This window comes from Nocardia brasiliensis, assembly GCF_011801125.1.
GTDB classification, from domain to species: domain Bacteria; phylum Actinomycetota; class Actinomycetes; order Mycobacteriales; family Mycobacteriaceae; genus Nocardia; species Nocardia brasiliensis_C.
In genome coordinates this window covers 4,425,244-4,443,909 of record NZ_CP046171.1, presented here as the reverse complement: position 1 = coordinate 4,443,909, position 18,666 = coordinate 4,425,244, and the positions used below count along the sequence as shown (strand labels likewise).

Annotated in this window: 17 protein-coding genes; 9 read left to right on the top strand and 8 right to left on the bottom strand. The window is 67.3% G+C overall.

The features are described 5' to 3' along the window. Window positions 1–176: 176 nt before the first annotated feature. From F5X71_RS19965 to F5X71_RS19955, 4 genes are read right to left on the bottom strand one after another with little or no spacing between them, the layout of a single operon-like run. Window positions 177–1,061: an IS3 family transposase gene (locus F5X71_RS19965; protein ID WP_203218192.1), complete on the bottom strand. Its 885-nt coding sequence runs from the start codon at window positions 1,059–1,061 to the stop codon at window positions 177–179. Then, window positions 1,058–1,354: a transposase gene (locus F5X71_RS36645; RefSeq protein ID WP_203218191.1), complete on the bottom strand. Its 297-nt coding sequence runs from the start codon at window positions 1,352–1,354 to the stop codon at window positions 1,058–1,060. The genes F5X71_RS19965 and F5X71_RS36645 overlap by 4 nt, the downstream gene beginning before the upstream one ends. 26 nt (window positions 1,355–1,380) lie before the next feature. Next, on the bottom strand, window positions 1,381–2,277 hold the full coding sequence (locus F5X71_RS19960) for an alpha/beta fold hydrolase (protein WP_167463414.1): 897 nt from the start codon (window positions 2,275–2,277) through the stop codon (window positions 1,381–1,383). After that, on the bottom strand, window positions 2,261–3,157 hold the full coding sequence (locus tag F5X71_RS19955; protein ID WP_238815341.1) for an oxygenase MpaB family protein: 897 nt from the start codon (window positions 3,155–3,157) through the stop codon (window positions 2,261–2,263). The genes F5X71_RS19960 and F5X71_RS19955 overlap by 17 nt, the downstream gene beginning before the upstream one ends. A 44-nt stretch (window positions 3,158–3,201) precedes the next feature. On the opposite strand from F5X71_RS19955, the gene F5X71_RS19950 reads away from it, so the two are divergent. Next, window positions 3,202–3,849 (top strand): TetR/AcrR family transcriptional regulator, encoded by a 648-nt coding sequence (locus F5X71_RS19950; protein ID WP_167463413.1) that lies wholly within the window; start codon window positions 3,202–3,204, stop codon window positions 3,847–3,849. Between the two features lie 263 nt (window positions 3,850–4,112). On the opposite strand, the gene F5X71_RS19945 is transcribed toward F5X71_RS19950, so the two are convergent. Both F5X71_RS19945 and F5X71_RS19940 read right to left on the bottom strand, forming a co-directional pair. Then, complete coding sequence (locus tag F5X71_RS19945) at window positions 4,113–4,454, bottom strand: zinc ribbon domain-containing protein YjdM (protein WP_167463412.1); 342 nt, start codon at window positions 4,452–4,454, stop codon at window positions 4,113–4,115. A gap of 31 nt (window positions 4,455–4,485) precedes the next feature. After that, entirely contained in the window at window positions 4,486–5,286 is an 801-nt protein-coding gene (locus F5X71_RS19940; protein WP_167463411.1) for an alpha/beta fold hydrolase, read from the bottom strand. 121 nt (window positions 5,287–5,407) lie between these two features. Here F5X71_RS19940 and F5X71_RS19935 point away from each other — a divergent pair, with 121 nt between their 5' ends. From F5X71_RS19935 to F5X71_RS19910, 6 genes are all read left to right on the top strand, one after another. Then, window positions 5,408–5,737 carry an ArsR/SmtB family transcription factor gene (locus F5X71_RS19935; RefSeq protein ID WP_167463410.1) on the top strand — a complete coding sequence of 110 codons (330 nt, stop codon included), beginning with the start codon at window positions 5,408–5,410 and terminating at the stop codon, window positions 5,735–5,737. Between the two features lie 95 nt (window positions 5,738–5,832). Further along, a complete protein-coding gene (locus F5X71_RS19930; protein ID WP_167463409.1) occupies window positions 5,833–7,689 on the top strand; it encodes a phosphoenolpyruvate carboxykinase (GTP) in 1,857 nt (618 codons plus the stop codon). Beyond that, entirely contained in the window at window positions 7,686–9,335 is a 1,650-nt protein-coding gene (locus F5X71_RS19925) for a SulP family inorganic anion transporter (RefSeq protein ID WP_238815340.1), read from the top strand. The genes F5X71_RS19930 and F5X71_RS19925 overlap by 4 nt, the downstream gene beginning before the upstream one ends. Then, the gene (locus tag F5X71_RS19920) at window positions 9,332–9,712 is read left to right on the top strand and encodes a DUF5313 family protein (protein WP_167463408.1); all 381 of its coding nucleotides are present in this window, start codon (window positions 9,332–9,334) and stop codon (window positions 9,710–9,712) included. Before F5X71_RS19925 ends, F5X71_RS19920 begins: the two co-directional genes overlap by 4 nt. An 816-nt stretch (window positions 9,713–10,528) precedes the next feature. Continuing rightward, window positions 10,529–12,298 carry a hypothetical protein gene (locus tag F5X71_RS19915; RefSeq protein WP_167463407.1) on the top strand — a complete coding sequence of 590 codons (1,770 nt, stop codon included), beginning with the start codon at window positions 10,529–10,531 and terminating at the stop codon, window positions 12,296–12,298. A gap of 191 nt (window positions 12,299–12,489) precedes the next feature. Beyond that, window positions 12,490–13,743 (top strand): cytochrome P450, encoded by a 1,254-nt coding sequence (locus tag F5X71_RS19910; protein WP_238815339.1) that lies wholly within the window; start codon window positions 12,490–12,492, stop codon window positions 13,741–13,743. A 91-nt stretch (window positions 13,744–13,834) separates the two neighbouring features. Here the strand turns inward: F5X71_RS19910 and F5X71_RS19905 are convergent, their stop codons facing one another. Next, on the bottom strand, window positions 13,835–14,965 hold the full coding sequence (locus tag F5X71_RS19905; RefSeq protein ID WP_238815338.1) for a cytochrome P450: 1,131 nt from the start codon (window positions 14,963–14,965) through the stop codon (window positions 13,835–13,837). 677 nt (window positions 14,966–15,642) lie between these two features. Here F5X71_RS19905 and F5X71_RS19900 point away from each other — a divergent pair. Both F5X71_RS19900 and F5X71_RS19895 read left to right on the top strand, forming a co-directional pair. After that, window positions 15,643–16,560 carry an alpha/beta hydrolase family esterase gene (locus F5X71_RS19900; RefSeq protein ID WP_167463405.1) on the top strand — a complete coding sequence of 306 codons (918 nt, stop codon included), beginning with the start codon at window positions 15,643–15,645 and terminating at the stop codon, window positions 16,558–16,560. 288 nt (window positions 16,561–16,848) lie between these two features. Then, window positions 16,849–17,184 (top strand): histone-like nucleoid-structuring protein Lsr2, encoded by a 336-nt coding sequence (locus F5X71_RS19895; protein ID WP_167463404.1) that lies wholly within the window; start codon window positions 16,849–16,851, stop codon window positions 17,182–17,184. A gap of 79 nt (window positions 17,185–17,263) precedes the next feature. On the opposite strand, the gene F5X71_RS19890 is transcribed toward F5X71_RS19895, so the two are convergent. Then, window positions 17,264–18,661: a HAMP domain-containing sensor histidine kinase gene (locus F5X71_RS19890; protein ID WP_238815337.1), complete on the bottom strand. Its 1,398-nt coding sequence runs from the start codon at window positions 18,659–18,661 to the stop codon at window positions 17,264–17,266. Between the last annotated feature and the right edge of the window lie 5 nt (window positions 18,662–18,666).

Genomic DNA, 18,666 nt, shown 5'->3' with positions numbered 1-18,666 from the left:
AGATCGAACTCGACACCGACTCCTCGCACGCGCGGCGTGGAATGGGGCGATTTCCTTACCCCGCAAGAGTGTTCGATGAGCGAGTGGCCAGTTCGCGGAGCGCGGCGGTGATCTCGTCGGCGCGCTCGAGCGGGCCGCAGTGGCCGTGGAGTGTTCCCGGTTTTGTGGACTCGGGATCAAGCCGCGATCTGACTGATTTCTCTGTACCCTAACTCGTATTGCCGTGGTGTCAAATAGCCGAGCGCCGAATGCGGACGAACGGTGTTGTAGTAGAACTCAATCCAGTCGAACGTCTCCTTCTGCAGCGACTTCACCGTCGGCCACGGACGAGCGTGTACCAGCTCCTTTTTGTAGGTCGCGAAGAACGATTCCGCGACCGCGTTGTCGAAGCACGATCCCGTCCGGCCGAGGGACCGTAGGACACCATTCTTTGCACAATATTTCGCGAATTCCTTCGAGGTGTACTGGGTTCCGCGATCGCTATGGAAAACAACACCTTTCGCCGGGCGTCGGCGCGCGATGGCCATATCGAGGGCGTCGGTGACCAGCGACGTGCGCATGTGATCAGCGATCGCCCAGCCGACCACGGCCCGATCGTGCAGATCGATCACGGTGGCCAGATACGCCCACCCGGTCCAGGTCTTGACGTAGGTGATGTCACCGCACCAGCGTTGGTTCGGCTGCGCGGCAGTGAAATCACGCCCGATCCGATCCGCGGCGTCCACCGGCTTGGATCCCCGGATCGTGGTGCGCCGGAACGGTTTCGGAAACCGGCCTTGCAGACCGGCCGCCCGCATCAACCGCCACACCCGCTTACGCGAGACCCGCCGCCCGGCCGCCGCCAGCGCCGCGTGCACACGCCGAACACCCGGATTGCCACGCAGTTTCGCGTGGATCGCCTCGATCAGCAGCGTCAGCATGCGATCGTCGCGCTCCCGGTCGCTGCGACCGCGGCCTTTCCACTTGTAGTAGCCCGACCGAGACACGTCCAGTTCCCGGCACATGAACTCGATGTCGAATTCCCCCGACGCAGCCCAGTCCGCGATCGCGGCGAATTTCACCGCTGGTCTTTCGCGAACCAGGTCGCAACTTTTTTTGCGAACGCGACCTGCATCTTCAACTCCGCGTTCTCCGCACGCAACCGTTCCAACTCGGCCTGTTCCGAGTCGGTCAGTCCCTTCTCCCGGTCACCGGAAACCCCGGATTCCTTCGCCCTCTTCACCCATTTCCTCAACGTCATCTCGTGCACGCCGATATTGCGCGCCACCTCGGCCACCGGCCGACCCTGATCCAGGACGAAACCTACCGCCTGGGCCTTGTACTCCTCGGTGAAACTACGCCGCGTCGAACCCAACACCAAACTCCCGTGCTACCAGGCGGCTATCTCCTCCGTGTCCACCGAACCGGGAACGCTCCACCGCTGTCGAGCACGCGTAGTTCGAGCAATTGAGGGAGGGCGGCGGCGATCAGCTCCGCGCGTGCCAGCGGGGCGATCTTGTCGGTGCGGCCCGCGATCACCAGGGTGGGGACCGTGATCGCGGCCGGGTCGAGCGTATCGACCATGCGCACCAGCATGCCCCCGTAACCCCCGCGCCCACGGGCGGAGGTCGCGGCGGCGATCCGGTCCAGTTCGACGCCGAGCAACCGGTCGGCGACCGGCCCGAGCGCGACATGCGACAGCAGCAGGCGCCGCACCGGCAGCCGCCGTGGCAGCGGAAGACCGGCGAGCGGCACCACCGCGCGGGCCAGCCGTCCCCTGGCGGCGAGTAGTCGGCGCGGGCCGCGCAGGAACCGAACGTGGTCGAGGATCTGGCCCGGCGTGGTGTTCACCAGCGCAACCGCGCGGGCGCGGACGGCGATCTCCCCGGGATACCGATTTGCCCACGCCTGCACCGCGATTCCGCCCAGCGAGTGCCCGGCGACGATCGCGGGCTGGCCCTCGGGCACCGTCGCGGCGAGCACGGCGTGTAGGTCGTCGGCGAGGTGGTCGAGGGTGTAGCTGCCGCGTCGCGGCGCATCGCTGCGGCCGTGGCCGCGATGGTCGAAGGCCACCACCCGGTATTCGCCGGACAGGGCCGCGATCTGGTTGTGCCAGAAGCCGAGTGCGCACAGCACGCCGTGCACCAGCACGATCGTCGGCGCGTCCGCGGGCCCGTGGATCTCCACATGCAGGCCGGTGCCGTCCGCGCTGCGGATCACGTGCTCGCGCACGGTCGAGCGGTCGGCGGGTACGGGCTGCCGCTGGACGAGCCCGCGCCGGTTACGCGGCGGCCGCATGCTTCACCCGCGCTACCCGCCGCACGGCGCGTCGCGCCTGCGGAACCTGCCGGACGGTCCGTGGCAGCCGCGGCACGACGGTGCGCGAGAACGCGGCCAGCATGCCGAACAGCAGACGATCGCGGCCGTGCCACCGCACCCCGAGTAACTCGCGCAGCTCCGGTGTCAGCAGCCCGGCCGTGACCAGGGTCAGTGCCCGGCCCGCGATCGGGCGCACGGTGTGGTTCCAGACGACCGGGTGGCGCAGCAGCGGGATCATCGGCGGTGGCTTCGGGCTGCCGACCACAGCCAGTACCCGGTCGGTGATGTCGGAGCGTTCCAGTCGAGTGGTCGTCATCTGGTCGAACCAGGTGGTGAACGTCGCCCAGTCCGGCGGCATGTCCTGTTCGCGCACGCCGTAGAGGCGACCCACTCGGCGCATCTCCAGATAGAACCGCTCGACCTCACCGGGCCGCCAGCCCCGCCCGAGCACGGCCTGCTGTGTGTACACGCCGTGCACCAAACTGGCGTGCACCCAGTGGAACGCCTCCGGGCTGAGTGCGCTCCAACGGGAGCCATCGGAATTGCGCCCCTTGATGTTTCGGTGCAGGTCGCGGAGTCTGCGTGCGGTGGCCATGGCCTCGTCCTGCCCGTAGACCACGCCCATGATCATGTCCAGGGTGCGTTCGGCGCGTCCGTACGGGTCCGACTCGAACACCGAGAATTCCCGGACACCGGTGGCGACCACCGGGTGCGCCACATCGATGAGCAGCCGGCGCGAGGCGCCGAGGACGAACGTCAGCTCCCCGAAGACCGACCAGGCCACCGAATCCGGGCCGAGCGGCGCGGGCTCGTCGGCCGCGATCAGGTGTTGCTCCGGAGCGGTCATCGCCTCATGCATGAGACTTTGTCTAGCATAAAAGTCTCAGCTGCGACAATGGGTGCATGCCTCGTACTTCCGTTCCGCTGGTGAACCTGTTCGGCCGGGCCGTCAGCAAGGTCGTCACCTTCACCCCCGCCGGGCCAGAGCTGGTACGGGTGTACGAGACGGCGATTCGGGTGCTCGCCGAACGCGGCGCCGACGCGGCGACCATGGACGATGTCGCGGCCGGTGCCGGAATGAGCCGCGCCACGCTGTTCCGGCGCTTCGGTGGACGCGACGCCCTCTTCGAAGCGGCCGTCGCGCACACGTTGCGCGGCTTTCTCGCCGAGATCACCTCGCGGTATCTCACCGTCACGGACCCGACCGAGCGGATCGCCGAAGCCTTCGTCGCCTGCCTGCGCCTGCGTCGACAACTGTTGTCCGACAACACCTCCGCGCCGCATAGCGCCGAACTGCTCGCGATGCTCACCGTCGGCGATCCCACGCCCTTGACCATCGGCCACCGCTTCATCGCCGCCCGCATCCGGGCTGGTCAGTCCGAGGGCGCCCTGCCGCCCGGTGACCCGGATCTGCAGGCCGACGCCATCATTCGGATCACCATGGGCTATCTGCTGCTGCCGCCCGCCGGGCTCGATCTCGACGACGACACCGCGGCCCGCGACCTCGCCCGCCGCGTGATCGCGCCCCTCGTCACCACTCCGATGAGCTGACCCCTTCCGTGCGGATCGTCGCGATCGCAATGCTGATTCCAGCTGCTCGCAGCGCCGAGGTCACCATGGTGGTCGCGGTCCTGACCTCCCTGATGTCCTGCGTGGCCACCACCACCTAGTCCGGGCTTGCGGGTGCGGGGGCGACCGTAACTGCCATGGCCCCAGGCTATTCCGTAAAACAGTTCGCCTACTGCAGGGCAGACGGCGACGTGATCTGCTGCCGTTTCGGGCCATTCGAAGGCGGTGCGGAACCGCCAGGTCGTCTACACCTTCTTCACGACGCTGGACTTGAGTTGCACGGGGCCGATGCCGTCTACCTTGCAGTCGATGTCGTGGTCGCCGATTCCGTTGACCAGGCGGATGTTTCGGACCTTGGTGCCTGCTTTGATGCCGGTGGGGCTGCCTTTGACCTTCAGGGTTTTGATGACGGTGACGGTGTCGCCGTCGGCGAGCACGTTTCCTACCGCGTCCCTGATGACGTCGTCATCGGTGGTCTCGGTGGCCGCCGTCCATTCGTGGGCGCATTCGGGGCAGGTGAGCAGTCCACCGACTTCATAGGTGTATTCGCTGGTGCATTCGGGGCACGGGGGCAGCGTGTCGTGCACGGGGATTCCCTATCTGTGCGTTCGTGATCGGTCAGCGGGTGAGGAAGTCGACGAGGGCCCGGTTCACCTCGTCGGGGCGTTCGAGATAGCCGTAGTGGCCACAGCGTTCGATTTCTACGTAGCGCGCGCCGGGGACGGCGGCGGCCACCTCTTTGCCGAAGCGGGCCGGGACCATCTGGTCGTCGGCGAAGCCGATCACGAGGCTGGGCACGGTGATCCGCGCGTAGGCGGCGAGACGGTCGTGCGAGCGGTCCATCCCGAGTTGGGCGCGGACGCCGGGGGAGGGAGTGCTCGCGGTGTATTCGAAGATGTCGAGCCATTCCTGGGCCTTGGCCGGGTCTTCGAGGGTGCTCGGGGACAGGTTCAGCATCGCCTTGATCGCGGCCGCGTACTCCGGGGGCAGTGAGATTCCCTTGTCGTACAACGCCTGTTCGCCTCGGTTGAGGGTGGCCGAGAGCGGATGCGGGCGTCCGGTCGCGGCCATCATGACCGCCTTGGTGAGCAGTTCGGGGCGCGAAAGGGCTAGTTCGGCAACGACTCTGGCGCCCATCGAGGTGCCGACCACGTGGGCCGGGCCGCCGAGCTGCTCGATCACGGCGGCGGTGTCGGCGACCAGGTCCTCGATCCGCATGCCGCCCGCGCATTCGTCCGAGGGCGCGATGCCGCGGTTGTCGATGGTCGCGACCCGAAAGCCGGCCTTGACCAGTGCGGGCACCTGGTAGGTGCGCCACACCCGGCCCGGGCTGCCGGTGCCCATGACCAGCACCACGAGCGGTCCCGCGCCGGTGACGTCGTAATTGATCCGGATCCCATTGCGGGTGACGACGGGCATGGTCCTTCTTTCCAACGGTGGTGTCCTCGGTGCCGAAGCGGGAGTACTGTATCTGATTGCGAACATTGGCAAGACATCAAGTAGCCTCGCGGTAAGCACGCACGGAAGGAGCGGCTCGGAGATGCCGGGACTGCAGCGACCGCTCTACCAAATGAAGGCGGAGTTCTTCAAGACCCTCGGTCATCCCGTGCGCATTCGCGTCCTGGAACTGCTCAGCGTCCGGGAACACGCGGTCTCCGAGATGCTCACCGAGATCGGCGTGGAAGCCGCGAACCTGTCCCAGCAGCTGGCCATTCTGCGCAGGGCCGGTCTCGTCGTCGCTCGCCGCGAGGGCTTGTCGGTGACCTACGAACTGACGTCTCCCCAGGTCGCGGCGCTGTTGGCGACCGCGCGCGCTATTCTCACCGGCGTGGTCGCCGGCCAGGTCGAAGCACTCGAAGAGCCCGCCTAGGCCCTGTCGGAAGTAATCGTCGAGGCCCCGCCGGCACGCTTTGATTGCAGAGTTTCTAAACTACATACCTAGCGAAGTCTAGAAGGAGAATCGCCGTGACCGACCGCCCCACCGCCGCCGCGACCGTGCAGGCGCCCACCGACCACGAAGCCGTCCTGGCCTGGGTGGCCGAGGTCGCCGAGCTGACCGCCCCGGAGCGGATCGTGTTCTGCGACGGTTCCCGCGCGGAGTGGGACCGGCTCACCGAGGTGCTCGTGGCCAAGGGCACCTTCGTCCCGCTGGCGGCGAAGCCGAACTCGTTCTGGTGCGTATCGGATCCGGACGACGTGGCACGGGTGGAGGACCGCACCTTCATCTGCTCGGACGAGCAAGCCGATGCCGGACCCACCAACAACTGGGTCGACCCCGTCGACATGCGCACCGTCATGACCGAGCACTACCGCGGCGCCATGGCGGGGCGGACCATGTACGTGATCGCGTTCTGCATGGGGCCGTTGGACGCGGCCGACCCGAAATACGGTGTGCAGATCACCGATTCGGAGTACGTGGCGGTGTCCATGCAGATCATGACCCGATCCGGTACTCCGGTGTGGGAAGCGCTCAGCGCCGGAAAGGATTTCGTGCGGTGCCTGCACTCGGTCGGCGCGCCGCTGAGCCCGGGTCAGCAGGATGTGCCGTGGCCGTGCGATCACACCAAATACATCGCCCACTTCCCGCAGGACCGCACCATTTGGAGCTACGGCTCGGGCTACGGCGGCAACGCCCTGCTCGGCAAGAAGTGCTTCGCGCTGCGCATTGCCTCGGTGCTCGGACGCGACGAGGGCTGGCTGGCCGAGCACATGCTCATCCTGAAACTGACTTCCCCGCAGGGCAAGCGGCACTACATCGCCGCGGCGTTCCCGTCCTCGTGCGGCAAGACCAACCTGGCCATGCTCGAACCCGCGCTGCCCGGCTGGCAGGCCGAAACGGTCGGCGACGACATCGCCTGGATGCGGTTCGGCGCGGACGGGCGGCTCTACGCGGTGAATCCGGAGGCCGGATTCTTCGGTGTCGCACCGGGAACCGGCGCCGAGACCAACCCGAACGCGATCGCCACCATCGAGGTCGGCAACTCGATCTTCACCAACACCGCCCGCACCGACGACGGTGACGTGTGGTGGGAGGGGCTCACCGACAAGGCCCCGGCCCATCTGATCGACTGGCACGGCAAGGACTGGACGCCCGAGTCGGGAACGCCTGCCGCGCACCCGAACTCACGCTACTGCACGCCCATCGCGCAGTGCCCTTCGGTCGCACCCGAATGGGACGACCCGACCGGCGTGCCGATCTCGGCGATCTTCTTCGGCGGCCGGCGCGCGAGCACCATCCCGCTGGTCGCCGAGTCCTTCGACTGGGCGCACGGGGTGTTCACCGCCTCGGTGCTGTCCTCGGAGACCACCGCCGCCGCGGCGGGCAAGGTCGGTGTGGTGCGCCGCGATCCGATGGCGATGCTGCCGTTCCTGGGCTACCACGTCGGGGACTACTTCGCGCACTGGCTGTCGATGGCCGAACGCGACGGCGCGCGACTGCCGAAGATCTTCCAGGTCAACTGGTTCCGCCGCGGCGCGGACGGCAGGTTCCTGTGGCCCGGCTTCGGTGACAATGTGCGCGTGCTGAAGTGGGCGCTCGACCGGCTCGACGGAACCGCGGACGCCGTGGCGACGCCGATCGGATACGTACCGACCGCCGACGCGCTGGACCTGTCCGGGCTGGCCGAGCGGTACCGCGCCCTGGTGCCCGCCGCCCTCGCCGTCGACATCGACGAATGGATCACCGAAACCGCCGGCATCGACGAGTGGTACGCCACCATCGGCGGCAACCGGCTGCCCGAGCCGCTGCGTCAGCAGCTTGCCGCGCTGAAGGTGCGACTGGCCGAAGCGCGGCGCGACGCCGACGCCACGACGTCAAGGTGAGTGTGCGGGCGCTGTTACCGGCCTGGTCGGACTGGAAGCCCGCGGTCCGCGCGCCCGGTGCGGATCTGCTCTCGGGTCTGATCGTCGCCCTGGTGGCGTTGCCGCTGGCGCTGGGTTTCGGGATCTCCTCCGGGCTCGGCGCCGAGGCGGGCCTGGCGACCGCGGTCGTCGCCGGTGCGGTGGCCGCGGTGTTCGGCGGTTCCCGCTTCCAGGTGTCCGGTCCGACCGGCGCGATGACCGTGGTGCTCGTGCCCATAGTGCACGAGTTCGGGGCGGGCGGCGTGCTGGCCGTCGGACTGCTGGCCGGCATCGTGCTGGTGGTGCTCGCCGTTGCCGGGGTCGGGCGCGCGGTGCGCTACATGCCCGCCCCGGTGATCGAGGGGTTCACCGCGGGGATCGCGGTCGTGATTGCGCTGCAACAGTTCCCGGCCGCGCTCGGCGTCGCGCACCCGAGCGGGGAGAAGGTCTGGCAGTCCGCGTTCGACTCGGTGCGCCAGTTCGCGGGGCACCCGCATCTCCCGGCGCTCGGCACGGCCCTGGCGGTGGCCGCGGTCGTGCTCGCCAGCGGGCGGTATCTGCCGAAGCTGCCCGCCGCGCTGTTCGCGGTCGCCGCCGCGACGGTCGTGGCTCGCCTGTTCGGTATGGAGCTTGCCAGTATCGGTGCCATTCCATCCGGATTACAAAGCCCCACATTGGAATTCGTGCACCTCGACCAGCTCGGCACGCTGCTTGCGCCTGCGCTCGCGGTGGCCGCGCTCGCGGCTCTGGAATCGCTGCTTTCGGCGAGCGCGGCCGACGCCATGGCCGTCGGCACCCGGCACGACCCGGATCGGGAGCTGTTCGGTCAGGGCCTGGCCAATATCGCCGCGCCGTTATTCGGCGGCGTCCCCGCGACCGGTGCGATCGCGCGCACCGCGGTGAACGTGCGCTCGGGCGCGCGCACCCGGCTGGCCGCGCTCACCCACGCGCTGGTGCTCGCCGCGATCATCTACTTGGCCGCGCCGCTGGTCGCCGACATTCCCGTGGCCGCACTCGCCGGGGTGCTGCTGGCCACCACCGTGCGAATGGTCGAGGCCGCCTCGCTGGCCGCGCTCGCGCGCGCCTCGCGCGGTGACGCGCTGATCATGGTCGTCACCTTCGCGGTGACCGTCGCGCTGGACCTGGTGGCCGCGGTCGCCGTCGGCGTCGGCGTCGCGGTGCTGCTCGCGGTCCGTGCCGTGGCGAAAGAGGCACGGCTGCAACAGATCCCGCTCGACGATACCGATCACCTAGCCGAAGAGCACGAGCTGCTGCACGAGCACATCGTCGCGTACCGGCTCGACGGCGCGCTGTTCTTCGGCGCCGCACACCGGTTCCTGCTCGAGCTCACCGAGGTCGCCGACGTCCGGGTGGTCATCCTGCGGATGTCGCACATCACCGCGCTCGACACCACCGGCGCGCTCGTGCTCCGGGACGCGATCGGTAAACTCGAACACCGCCACATCACCGTACTCATGTCCGGCCTGCGTGCGGACCACCGTCGCAGGCTCGCGGCGATCGGCGCATTGCCTGCCGGAGGTGACGAGCAGATCTTCGAACACACCCCCGACGCGATCGCCTACGCACGCACGTACATGCCCGACCTGGCAGGAGAGAAGGGCCGATGAGCACCGCCACGACACCGAACCCGCTGCAGCGGCTGCGCTACATCTGCGGCGGGGTGCTGCCGGAGTCGATGTCGGAGTGGGTGATCAACGATCTCACCGGCCCCGGCGCCACCCGCCGCTACCTGCTGCGGATACTGGTGCCGATCATCGCGCCGCTGTGTCTGTTCCTGCTCATCCCCGGCCCGCTGTGGATGAGTCTGGCCATGATGGCCCTGCTGTATCTGCCGCTGATCTACTTCACCGCGGCGCTGATGTATGTCTTCCGCCGGGCCCGGCTGGCCAAGCACGGCCTCGACCCCGCGCTGGCCGACGCGCGAGACCGCGAACGAAGCGCGGCCGAGCGCGAGGCCTACGAACGGCGCCACGGCCGCGGCTGATCCGCCCGCGGCCGCTCGTGCCGCGCGATTCCGCGCCCCGCGGATTACACTGCAACGCATGGATGTCGGGGGGCGTAATAGGCGCGTGGGGACCACTGTGATCGTGCGTGACGATCGATCACGATCGGTGGTGACAGGCCGGACGTGAGTCGGTTCTTGCGACGGTGTGGGAAAACTCCGGCTGAACAACACCATTTCTCGGGCGAGCGACCGTACCCTGGATCTGTTGTGAGAGGTGGGTGATGCCTGTACGACACCGACCAAATTCTGCCAGCCGCAGGTGGGCTGCATCCGGAGCCGAGGCGAGCACGCTCGGCTGAATACGTTCTTCCGCACCGAGTTCTGCGCCGGTGATGATCACAACCTATGGCATCTCAATGTTTTCAGGTGTGACCGCCCGGTACAACTGAGTGGGGCTATTTCGCCGACCCTGCGACCGGGTTTTCACTGAAACGCCGAAATGCGTTCTCCCCATTGATAACTCACGCACCAGCACTCTACACTTGTAGTCATGTCAATCCCGATCCGGTCGCGACCATTTCCGGTGGCCCCGCATCTGTCGACGGGAGTCGGATCGGTACGTCGAGTTCGCGTTGCTGCAAGTGAATTCGGTGGTCAAGTGAACAAAACCTTACGAGAAGGTATGTGGCGCATTGAACTTTGACAGGTGATCGTTGCGGCTGACCCGGTCCTCGGTGGTTTCGCGTAGCTGCGCGGTAGCGACCGTACCGGAGCGGTGTAGCTCGGCGGCGATGGCCCGGGTATGCCCGACGGTGGACGAGCAACCGCTGGGATCGAACGAAGTAGGAGGCGGTAGTGGTCACACAAATGCTCCGGGAGAATACCTCGCTAGCTGGGCTGCTTCGGCACGGCGACCGAGAGTTCCATTTACGACTGCAGCGGGTGCTGCGCAACCCGGACTTCGCCGTCACGGAGCGGCAGAGTCAGGAACAGCGGCGCCAGAACGCATACGATCAGCTGCGGGATCTGGTCAAGCGGATCGGCAGCACCCGTGCTGTCGCCACGGACCTGCCCGAGCTTTTCGCGGTGTTCGACTGGTCCGCGGTGCTGGCGACGGACCTGATCCCGCTGATCTCCGGTCACTACAATCTGGCCTCCGGCAGCCTGGCCACCCTGACCGATTCCGATTCCGCCGCACCGTATCTGCACGATCTGGATGACGCGTCCAGCATCGGCGTGATGCTGCTGACCGAGTACGGGTGCGGTTCGAACATCGGTTTCATGCAGACCACCGCGACGTGGGATGGTGACGGGTTCGTGCTCAACACCCCGCACCCGCGGGCGCGAAAGTTCATGCCCAGCGTGGGCATACCGGTCGCCCGGGTTTGTGTCATCGGCGCGCGGTTCATCGACGCGGCGGGCGTCGATCAGGGCGTGCACCTGTTCACCGCGCGGCTGCGCGACGCCAACGGTGAACCGTGTGCCGGCGTGCGGATCACCCAGCTCGACCATCAGCCGCTGGTCATCATGGACAACTCGGTGATCAGTTTCGACAATCTGCGGGTCGAGCGCAGCGCCTGGTTGAGCAATGACCTGGCGACGATCGATGACCGGGGTGTGCTGACGTGGCGCGACGCGACCAGCAGGCGGCGGGCGTTCGCCTCGGCGATCAGTCAGTTGACGGTCGGGCGGCTGGCGCTCTCGTCGTGCTTGAATGCCTCGGCACGCGCGGCGCTGTACATCGCGCTGCGGTACGCGGGAAAGCGGGTAGTCCCCTTGACCGCGGTCGACACCCCGCTGATGGTCGACATCCCGCACGTGCGCGACACCTTGCTCACCGATCTGGCGGGCACCGTGGCTCGAACCGTGTACGGCAACTCGATCAAAACCGCCCTTGCCGGAAGCGATCTCACCGATCGGGACACAGTGGTGTCGGTGATGCTGGCCAAGCACTTCATCCAGTTGCACGCGCTGGAAACGGTCACGCACTGCCGGATCAAGATGGGCGCGCAGGGCATGTTCAGCGCCAACCGGGTCGCCGACTACCTCGGTGTCTGCCATGCCGCCATCACCGGCGAAGGTGACTGCCACGTCCTGGGTTCGGTCGCCGGACGGGTGCTTGCCAAGCAACTAGCCGGTACGTTGCCGCCGAAGGTTCGTGCGCACGATACCGCCGATTCCGACGACCTCATGCGGTTGGTCGGCGCGCGGACGCTCACGATCGCGCAGGAGGCGCAACGGCATCTGGCGACACCGGCGCTCGCGGATCGGCTGGCGGTCATCCCCGAGGCGCTCGATCTCGCCGAGGCGTACTGCACCGAGGCGGCGCTGCGGTTGCTCGACGAGCAGGCCGATCTTCCCGAAATAGCCGCCATCCGTGATGTTTTCGCGCTGCATCACGTGATGGAACATGCCACCTGGTATCTGGTGCACGGACTGATCGACATCACCGCGATCGACGCCACGAAGCGGCGGCTCGCTCGGGCCATCGATGAACTGGCCGAGCGGCTACCCGCGGTGCTGGACGCGTTCGAGCTCGACGACGAGACGCTCGGCGCTCCGGTGTTGTCCCAGGATCTGCCCGCCGCGTGGGACTCGCGCTGCGCGAGCACCCGACGGCACTGATCAAGCGTCCATCAGCAACATCGGAAACGGCTACGGCGCCCGGCAGGGGCGCCGTAGCTGCGTCTATCCGGCGAGGTATGTCCGGATCCGCCGCGATGCCCGCAATCTTGTTGACAGGGAACAAGATAGCGGTGATTTTCCTGGCGCGTCGCGGGTACGATGCTGGCGAAACCGACACCAAGGAGACGTCAGTGCATCCGCAGCACACGCATCAGGGCTCCACCACCGCCTCGACCCCGTCGATCGAGTTCGCAGGTCCTCGAATCGCGATTTGCAGCGAAGAGTTTGCCGCCGATCCGCACAAGTTCTACCGTCGGATGCGTAAGGACTACGGACCCTTGGTCCCGGTCGAGATGTGGCCCGGGGTGCCAGCGACCCTGGTCATCAAATATCGCACCGCCGTCCGAATCCTCAACGACTCCGAGCATTTTCCCGCCGATCCGAGCATCTGGCAGAAGACCGTGCCCGCCGATATCCCGATCATGCCGATGATCGAGTACCGTCCCAACGCGATCCGGACCAGCGGCGCCGAGCACGCGCGTTACCGTGCCGCGCTGAACGACGCGTTGGCCGGAATGGATCTGAACTTCCTGCGATCCATAGTCGAGCGATCCGCGGCGCCGATCATCAACACGTTCTGTCGTGACGGGAACGCCGACGTGCTGAGCCAGTATGTTCTCCCGCTGGTCTTTTCGGTCTTCTGCCAGGTTCTGGGCTGCCCGCCCGAAATCGGTGAGCGCGTCGCGAAGGCCAGCGCGGCGATGTTCGACGGCGTGGACACCGACACGGTGAACGCGATCATGGGCGGCGCGTTGCTCGACCTCACCACGTTGAAGCGCACGCACCCCGCCGACGATGTCACCACGCGGCTGGTCCAGCATCCCGCCGGACTGACCGACGAGGAGATGGTGCACCAGTTGGTCCTGCTGTTCGCGGCGGGCGTCGAACCGCCGCTGAACCTCGTCGCCAACACGCTGTTGCTGATGCTGACCGATCCCCGGTTCACCACGGTGGACAACGGCTGCCCGCTCTCGACCAAGACCGCGCTCGACGAACGGCTGGCCACCGACCCGCCGATGGCGAACTACTGCATCACCTATCCGCGTCAGCCGATCATCATCGAAGGGGTGTGGCTGCCCGCGAATCAGCCGGTCATCGTGAGCATGGCCGCGTGCAACACCGACCCGGAGATGAACACCGGGGAATTCCTCGACAACGGCTGGAATCTGGCGTTCAGCACCGGACCGCATGCCTGCCCCGCGCACGCCAGGCCGTACGGCCTGCTGCTCGCCCAGGAGGTCATCGATCAACTCCTGGACGTACTGCCGGAGTTGAAGCTGGCGGTCCCGAAGGAGGAACTCGTGTGGCGCCCCGGCCCGTTCCACCGGGCCCTGACCACCCTGCCGGTGGTGTTTCCGCCGACCGCGCCGCTGCCGGTGGGCTGATGCTCGCCACGGGGAAACCGTTGGGGTGCTGGATGAAAGCTCGCTGAGCCGGTCGAAGTCCGGCTCAGCGAGGCGCTTGCGTCGGGGTGTCTCAGCCGAGATTCAGCGGCGGCGACGCCGGGAACCGCACCGGAAGTGCGGCCAGCGCGCGGTGGAAACCGCCTGTCCGCCACTGTAATTGAGTTTCCGGCACGGCGAGCTCGACGTCGGGTAGCGCGTCGAGCAACTGGTCGAGCGCCTCCTGGACGATGACCATCGCCACCGATTGGGCCGGGCAGGAATGCGCGCCAGCGCCCCAGGACAGATGCGAACGGTTGCCCGTGCGGTCACCGTCGGCCGCGGCCGGATCGGCGTTACAGGCGGCCAGGCTGACCAGCACCGGTTGATCCACCGGCAGCCAGGTGTTCCCCACGATCTGCGGTTGCCGCGGATAGCTGAAGCACGAGTTCGCCACCGGCGGGTCGGTGAAGAGCACCTCGTCGATCGCGTCGCGGATGGACAGTGCCCCGCCCAGTAGCTCGCCGCCGAACCGGTCATCGGTCGACAGCAGCAGCACCGTGTTCGCGATCAGATTCCAGGTCGGTTCGGTGCCGGTGACATACAGCGTGGCCACCTGATCGATCAGATCCTTCTCATCGGCACCCGCGCAGCGCTGCAGCAGCCACGAGATGACGTCCGGACCCGGATCGACCTGTTTCGCGGCCACCGTCTCCGCGATCGCCGCGGTCAGCAACTCGTCGCCCGATTCCGCCGACACCGCGTCGGCGGCGTTGCGCAGGGCGACCAGCGCCGAGAACGCCTTGCGGCCGCTGTCCGGCCCGAATCCCAGTACGTCGTGGAGCACCTCGACGGTCAGTGGAATGGCGTACTGGCTGAGCAGATCGGCCGATCCGGCCTCGCAGAAGCTGTTGATCAGCCGCGAGGCGACGCGTTCGACCGCGGTGCGCAACGCGTACAGATCGAGCTGATTCAGGCAGGCCGTGGTGGCACTGCGGAATCGCGCGTATTCCAGCTCGGAGCTGCGTGGTGCGCCGGGGCGCCACCCCATCGTGGGCAGGACCGGACAACCCGAGATGTGACCCGATTGCCATGCCCGGGGATCGGCGGGAAAGTGCAGGGGATCGCTCAGGATTTGCAACGCTTCCCGGTAGCCGATGATCAGCGTCGCGGGTACCCCCGGAGCCAGTTCCAGCGGTACCACCGATCCGTGCTGGTCACGCATGACTTGATAGGCACTGTGTGGATCCGCCGCGAACTCCGGCGTATGGAGCGTCACTCGCGATGGCCGTCGGAGGGCGGCGCCGAGGGATCGCCTAGCGGGCGATCGCGCTCGGACGTCGGTCGTGCCGGAGCAGATAACATGGCCATGACGATTACTCCTTGGAAAGTATCAGTTGACGAGATCCACGCGACAGCAGGGTCTTTCGAGTCGGAAAGTCGTTCGTGAACGAGACCGGAGCGACTACCCGACGCCGGACCGGCATGGTAGCGGGGACAGGGTCAGCGCACGGATAGTAGGCGCAGTCGCAGCGGGGGTAGCGCTCGATCCGATTCGCGTGGTCGGCGAGACCGTGACACGTTGTGCCTCCCTGCTCGTGCGCCCGTGGCCGCCCGGCCCGCTAGACAAACCGACCGGTACATCCAAATAGGTTCGACTACAGCATGTTTCGATGAAGCGCGTTCGAGCATACTGATCTCGGGCAGCGTCCGCAGCCCTAACCGCCGGTCACAGTTAGTCGGCACAGGGGAACGCCGGTGCCGTTGTGCGCGGACCTGGCCCGCGGTTCGCTCCGAAATAGCGGAGGAACCCCCGGTCATCGGCCTGTCGGTGCGGTCGGGTCGAGTACGGACCGGTCTGCCGGTAGGTGACGAGGCGGGCTTTTTCGCTATCTTGGGATGATGCATGGGGGCTCGCCGAACGTCGTCGTCACCGAGGAAGTCCTGGTGCACGAGCGGCACCGGACTTATCGGATCGTGCGGCCCGAGGCGGTGCGGGCGGGTGCGCCGCTGATCATCGTGTTGCATGGGCTGCGCGATACCTACGAGTCGATGCGGCGGTATACCGGGGGATCGTTCGATGTGTTCGCGGCACGTGACGGTGCGGTGGTGGCATATCCCGACGGTGTCGATCGGGAATGGAATTCCGCGCGCAAAGCGGTGATGTTGTCCCGGCGGGTCAAGGATGTCGACGATGTCGGATTTCTGCGGGCGCTGTCGGAACATCTCAGCACTACTTGGACATTGGACCCACAACCATTCGTCGTCGGATTCTCCCTCGGCGGGCAAATGGCAATTCGGTTGCTCTGCGACGCGCCCGAGCTGCTCGCGGGCGCGGCGTTGATTTCGAGTACCCTGCCCGCACCGGACAATCGAACGTGCGCCGACCTGGCGGCGCGGCCGTTGCCGGTCGTGGCATTGCACGGCACCGCCGACACGCTCGCGCCGTGGGGCGGCGGCGCGGTGGGGTTGCGTCGCACACCCCGGCAGCGGCGTCCACTATTCGGCAAAGGGGCGCATGAATCCTTCCCGGACACGCTCGCGTGGTTCGCCGCGCGCAACGGGATCGATCGGGCGCCGTCGACGCGCTGGATCGACACCGGTACCGGTTGGGTCGCCCGCACCGATTACGCGCAGCCCGGCCGTCCGCCGGTGACCGGGTACACCGTGCTCGGGGGCGGGCACGAGATCCCTGGCCCGCGCCGGCGTCGGCTGCGCCGAGACGACGCGGTCGGCGGCGGGTTGGTCGCGGCCGAGGTGATTTCGGAGTTCTTCGGATTGACCCGCGCCTGGGGTCGGTCGTCGCCGTCGGCGCAATAGCGGCCTGAGCACCGGTGCTGCCGGTTTCGTCGCCGCGAGCGGACGCCCCTTCTCGGCGGACGGCCAGGTCGGTGCGCGCCGTCCGGCTGCCCGGCCTCATAGTGCGTTTACCAGGTGATCGACAGTTCTGGTCGCTTGGTGCGCCGGATATCCCGCGAACTCGAACCCGAGGACGGCGACGCCGGCCGGCATATGGTCAACGCGCTCGTCGCGCGGCGAAACTGGATTCCGTTCGAAATCGGATTACGCTGGCATCTCCCAGTTTCCGATTGATCAGAAGGAGTTGTTGTGGCGCGCAAGGTCACTGTCGAACTTGTGGACGACTTCGACGGCGAATCGAAAGCCGAAGAAACCGTCCGGTTCGGCATCGACGGGGTCGAGTACGAGATCGACCTGTCGCGGAAGAACGCGGGCAAACTGCGTGCGGCGCTCGAGCCATGGACCGAGTCCGCGCGCCGGATCGGCAAGGCGCCGCGGACCAAAGGCGCCAAGGGGCGGTCGGTGCGCGATCGTGAGCAGACCGCCGCGATCCGCGAGTGGGCGCGCAAGAAGGGGATCTCGGTGTCCAGCCGCGGCCGGATCGCCGCCGACGTCGTAGAAGCCTACGAAAAGGCCATCGCCTAGAATCCGACTTCCGTTCGGTGGGAGCGGTACGTGCTGCGGCGGCCCGGCCTTCGGGCCCCGCCACGGAATCGAGTCCCGGTCACCGAGCCTGTTCCGCTCGATGATTTCGCGGCGCTTCGTCGGCTGCTTTGTCGTCGTGTGACGGGTGGGTGCCGGTGACGGGCAGCCGAACGACGAAGCGGGCACCACCACCGGGTCGGTCCGTGCAGGTGACCGAACCGTGGTGTGCGGCAACCGTTTCGGCGACGAGCGCGAGACCGATGCCGGTGCCGGTACCGGTGCGACGGCCGATCTTGGCCGTGACGAAACGCTCGAATATCCGCTCGCGGTCGCCCTCGGGCACTCCCGGTCCCGCGTCGTCGATGTGGATCAGCGCGTCCCGGCCGTCGCGGGCGACGGTCACCTCGGTGAGGCCGCCGCCGTGCCGATCGGCGTTGTCGAGCAGATTGGCGATGGCGCGTTCGAGTTCGATCTTGCGTCCGTCGATCGAGACATCCTCGGCGACGGTGAGCAGCTCGGGCGCGAACTTGCGTCCGGCGAGGGTGTAGGTCACCAGTTCGCGTAGCGAAAGCGGTTCGGGTTGCGAACGATGGATCCCCGCCTCGGCCCTGGCGAGGGCCAAGAGGTCGTCGAGCAGTCGACGCAGGTGCTCGAGCTCGGCACTGATCAGACCGAACGCCATGCGCGGTCGCTCCGGTAGCTCGTCGCGGTGCCGAGCCATGACGCCGACGCTGGTGGTCAAGGTGGTCAGCGGGGTCCGTAGTTCGTGGCCGATATCGGCGACCAGCCGACGCTCACGATCGATCCGCTGCTGCAACGAATCGAGCATGCCGTTGAAAGCGTCGACGGTTGTGGCCAAGTCGCGATCGTGCGTACGTGGCAGCCGCAGGCCGAGTTCGCCGGAGGAGATTCTGGCCGCCGCGCCCGCCACCTGGTGTAGCGGTTTCAACGCGCGCCGGCTGGCCCACACGCCGAGTGCCGCGCCGATGGCGGTGGCGGCGATGGCGCAGAGGATGAGCAGCGTGCGCAGTGCGCGCAAGGTCGCCTCCAGTTCGGTGAGCGGCGCGAATTCGTAGAGGATGCCGCCCGACTCGTCGAGTTGCGCGCCTGCCCGCAGGTACGGGTTGCCGTGCAGCCGAATCCGTTCCGCCGGAAGCGGTTCGGTGCCCGAGGTCTGAACGAGGGGGAGCAGCTCCGGCTCGGCGCCGGAATCGGTGACGTGCCATTCGGAGTTCCAGCGCAGCGCCAGCACGGTGTCGGGTGTCGGCGTGAGCGTCGACAATGCCTGTGGCGCAGAGGTTCCTGGGACTGCCAGCCGGGCATGCAGCAGTTGGGCGTGCGCGCCCGCGATCCGCTCGACCGTGCGCTCGCGTTGGGCCTGCATATAACCGCGGCCGATGGTGAACACCGACAGCACCAGGAAGAGCGAGACGAGGCTCGCGCTGAGGGCGAAAGCCAGCACCACCCGTCCGCGCACGCTGC

What these genes read in the sequence shown, in the direction of transcription:
- F5X71_RS19960 (WP_167463414.1), bottom strand. Translation starts at nt 2,277, where the DNA reads ATGCGGCCGCCGCGTAACCGGCGCGGGCTCGTCCAGCGGCAGCCCGTA.
- F5X71_RS19900 (WP_167463405.1), top strand. Translation starts at nt 15,643, where the DNA reads ATGCATGGGGGCTCGCCGAACGTCGTCGTCACCGAGGAAGTCCTGGTG.
- F5X71_RS19955 (WP_238815341.1), bottom strand. Translation starts at nt 3,157, where the DNA reads ATGCATGAGGCGATGACCGCTCCGGAGCAACACCTGATCGCGGCCGAC.
- F5X71_RS19920 (WP_167463408.1), top strand. Translation starts at nt 9,332, where the DNA reads ATGAGCACCGCCACGACACCGAACCCGCTGCAGCGGCTGCGCTACATC.
- F5X71_RS19950 (WP_167463413.1), top strand. Translation starts at nt 3,202, where the DNA reads ATGCCTCGTACTTCCGTTCCGCTGGTGAACCTGTTCGGCCGGGCCGTC.
- F5X71_RS19905 (WP_238815338.1), bottom strand. Translation starts at nt 14,965, where the DNA reads ATGCGTGACCAGCACGGATCGGTGGTACCGCTGGAACTGGCTCCGGGG.
- F5X71_RS19935 (WP_167463410.1), top strand. Translation starts at nt 5,408, where the DNA reads ATGCCGGGACTGCAGCGACCGCTCTACCAAATGAAGGCGGAGTTCTTC.
- F5X71_RS19940 (WP_167463411.1), bottom strand. Translation starts at nt 5,286, where the DNA reads ATGCCCGTCGTCACCCGCAATGGGATCCGGATCAATTACGACGTCACC.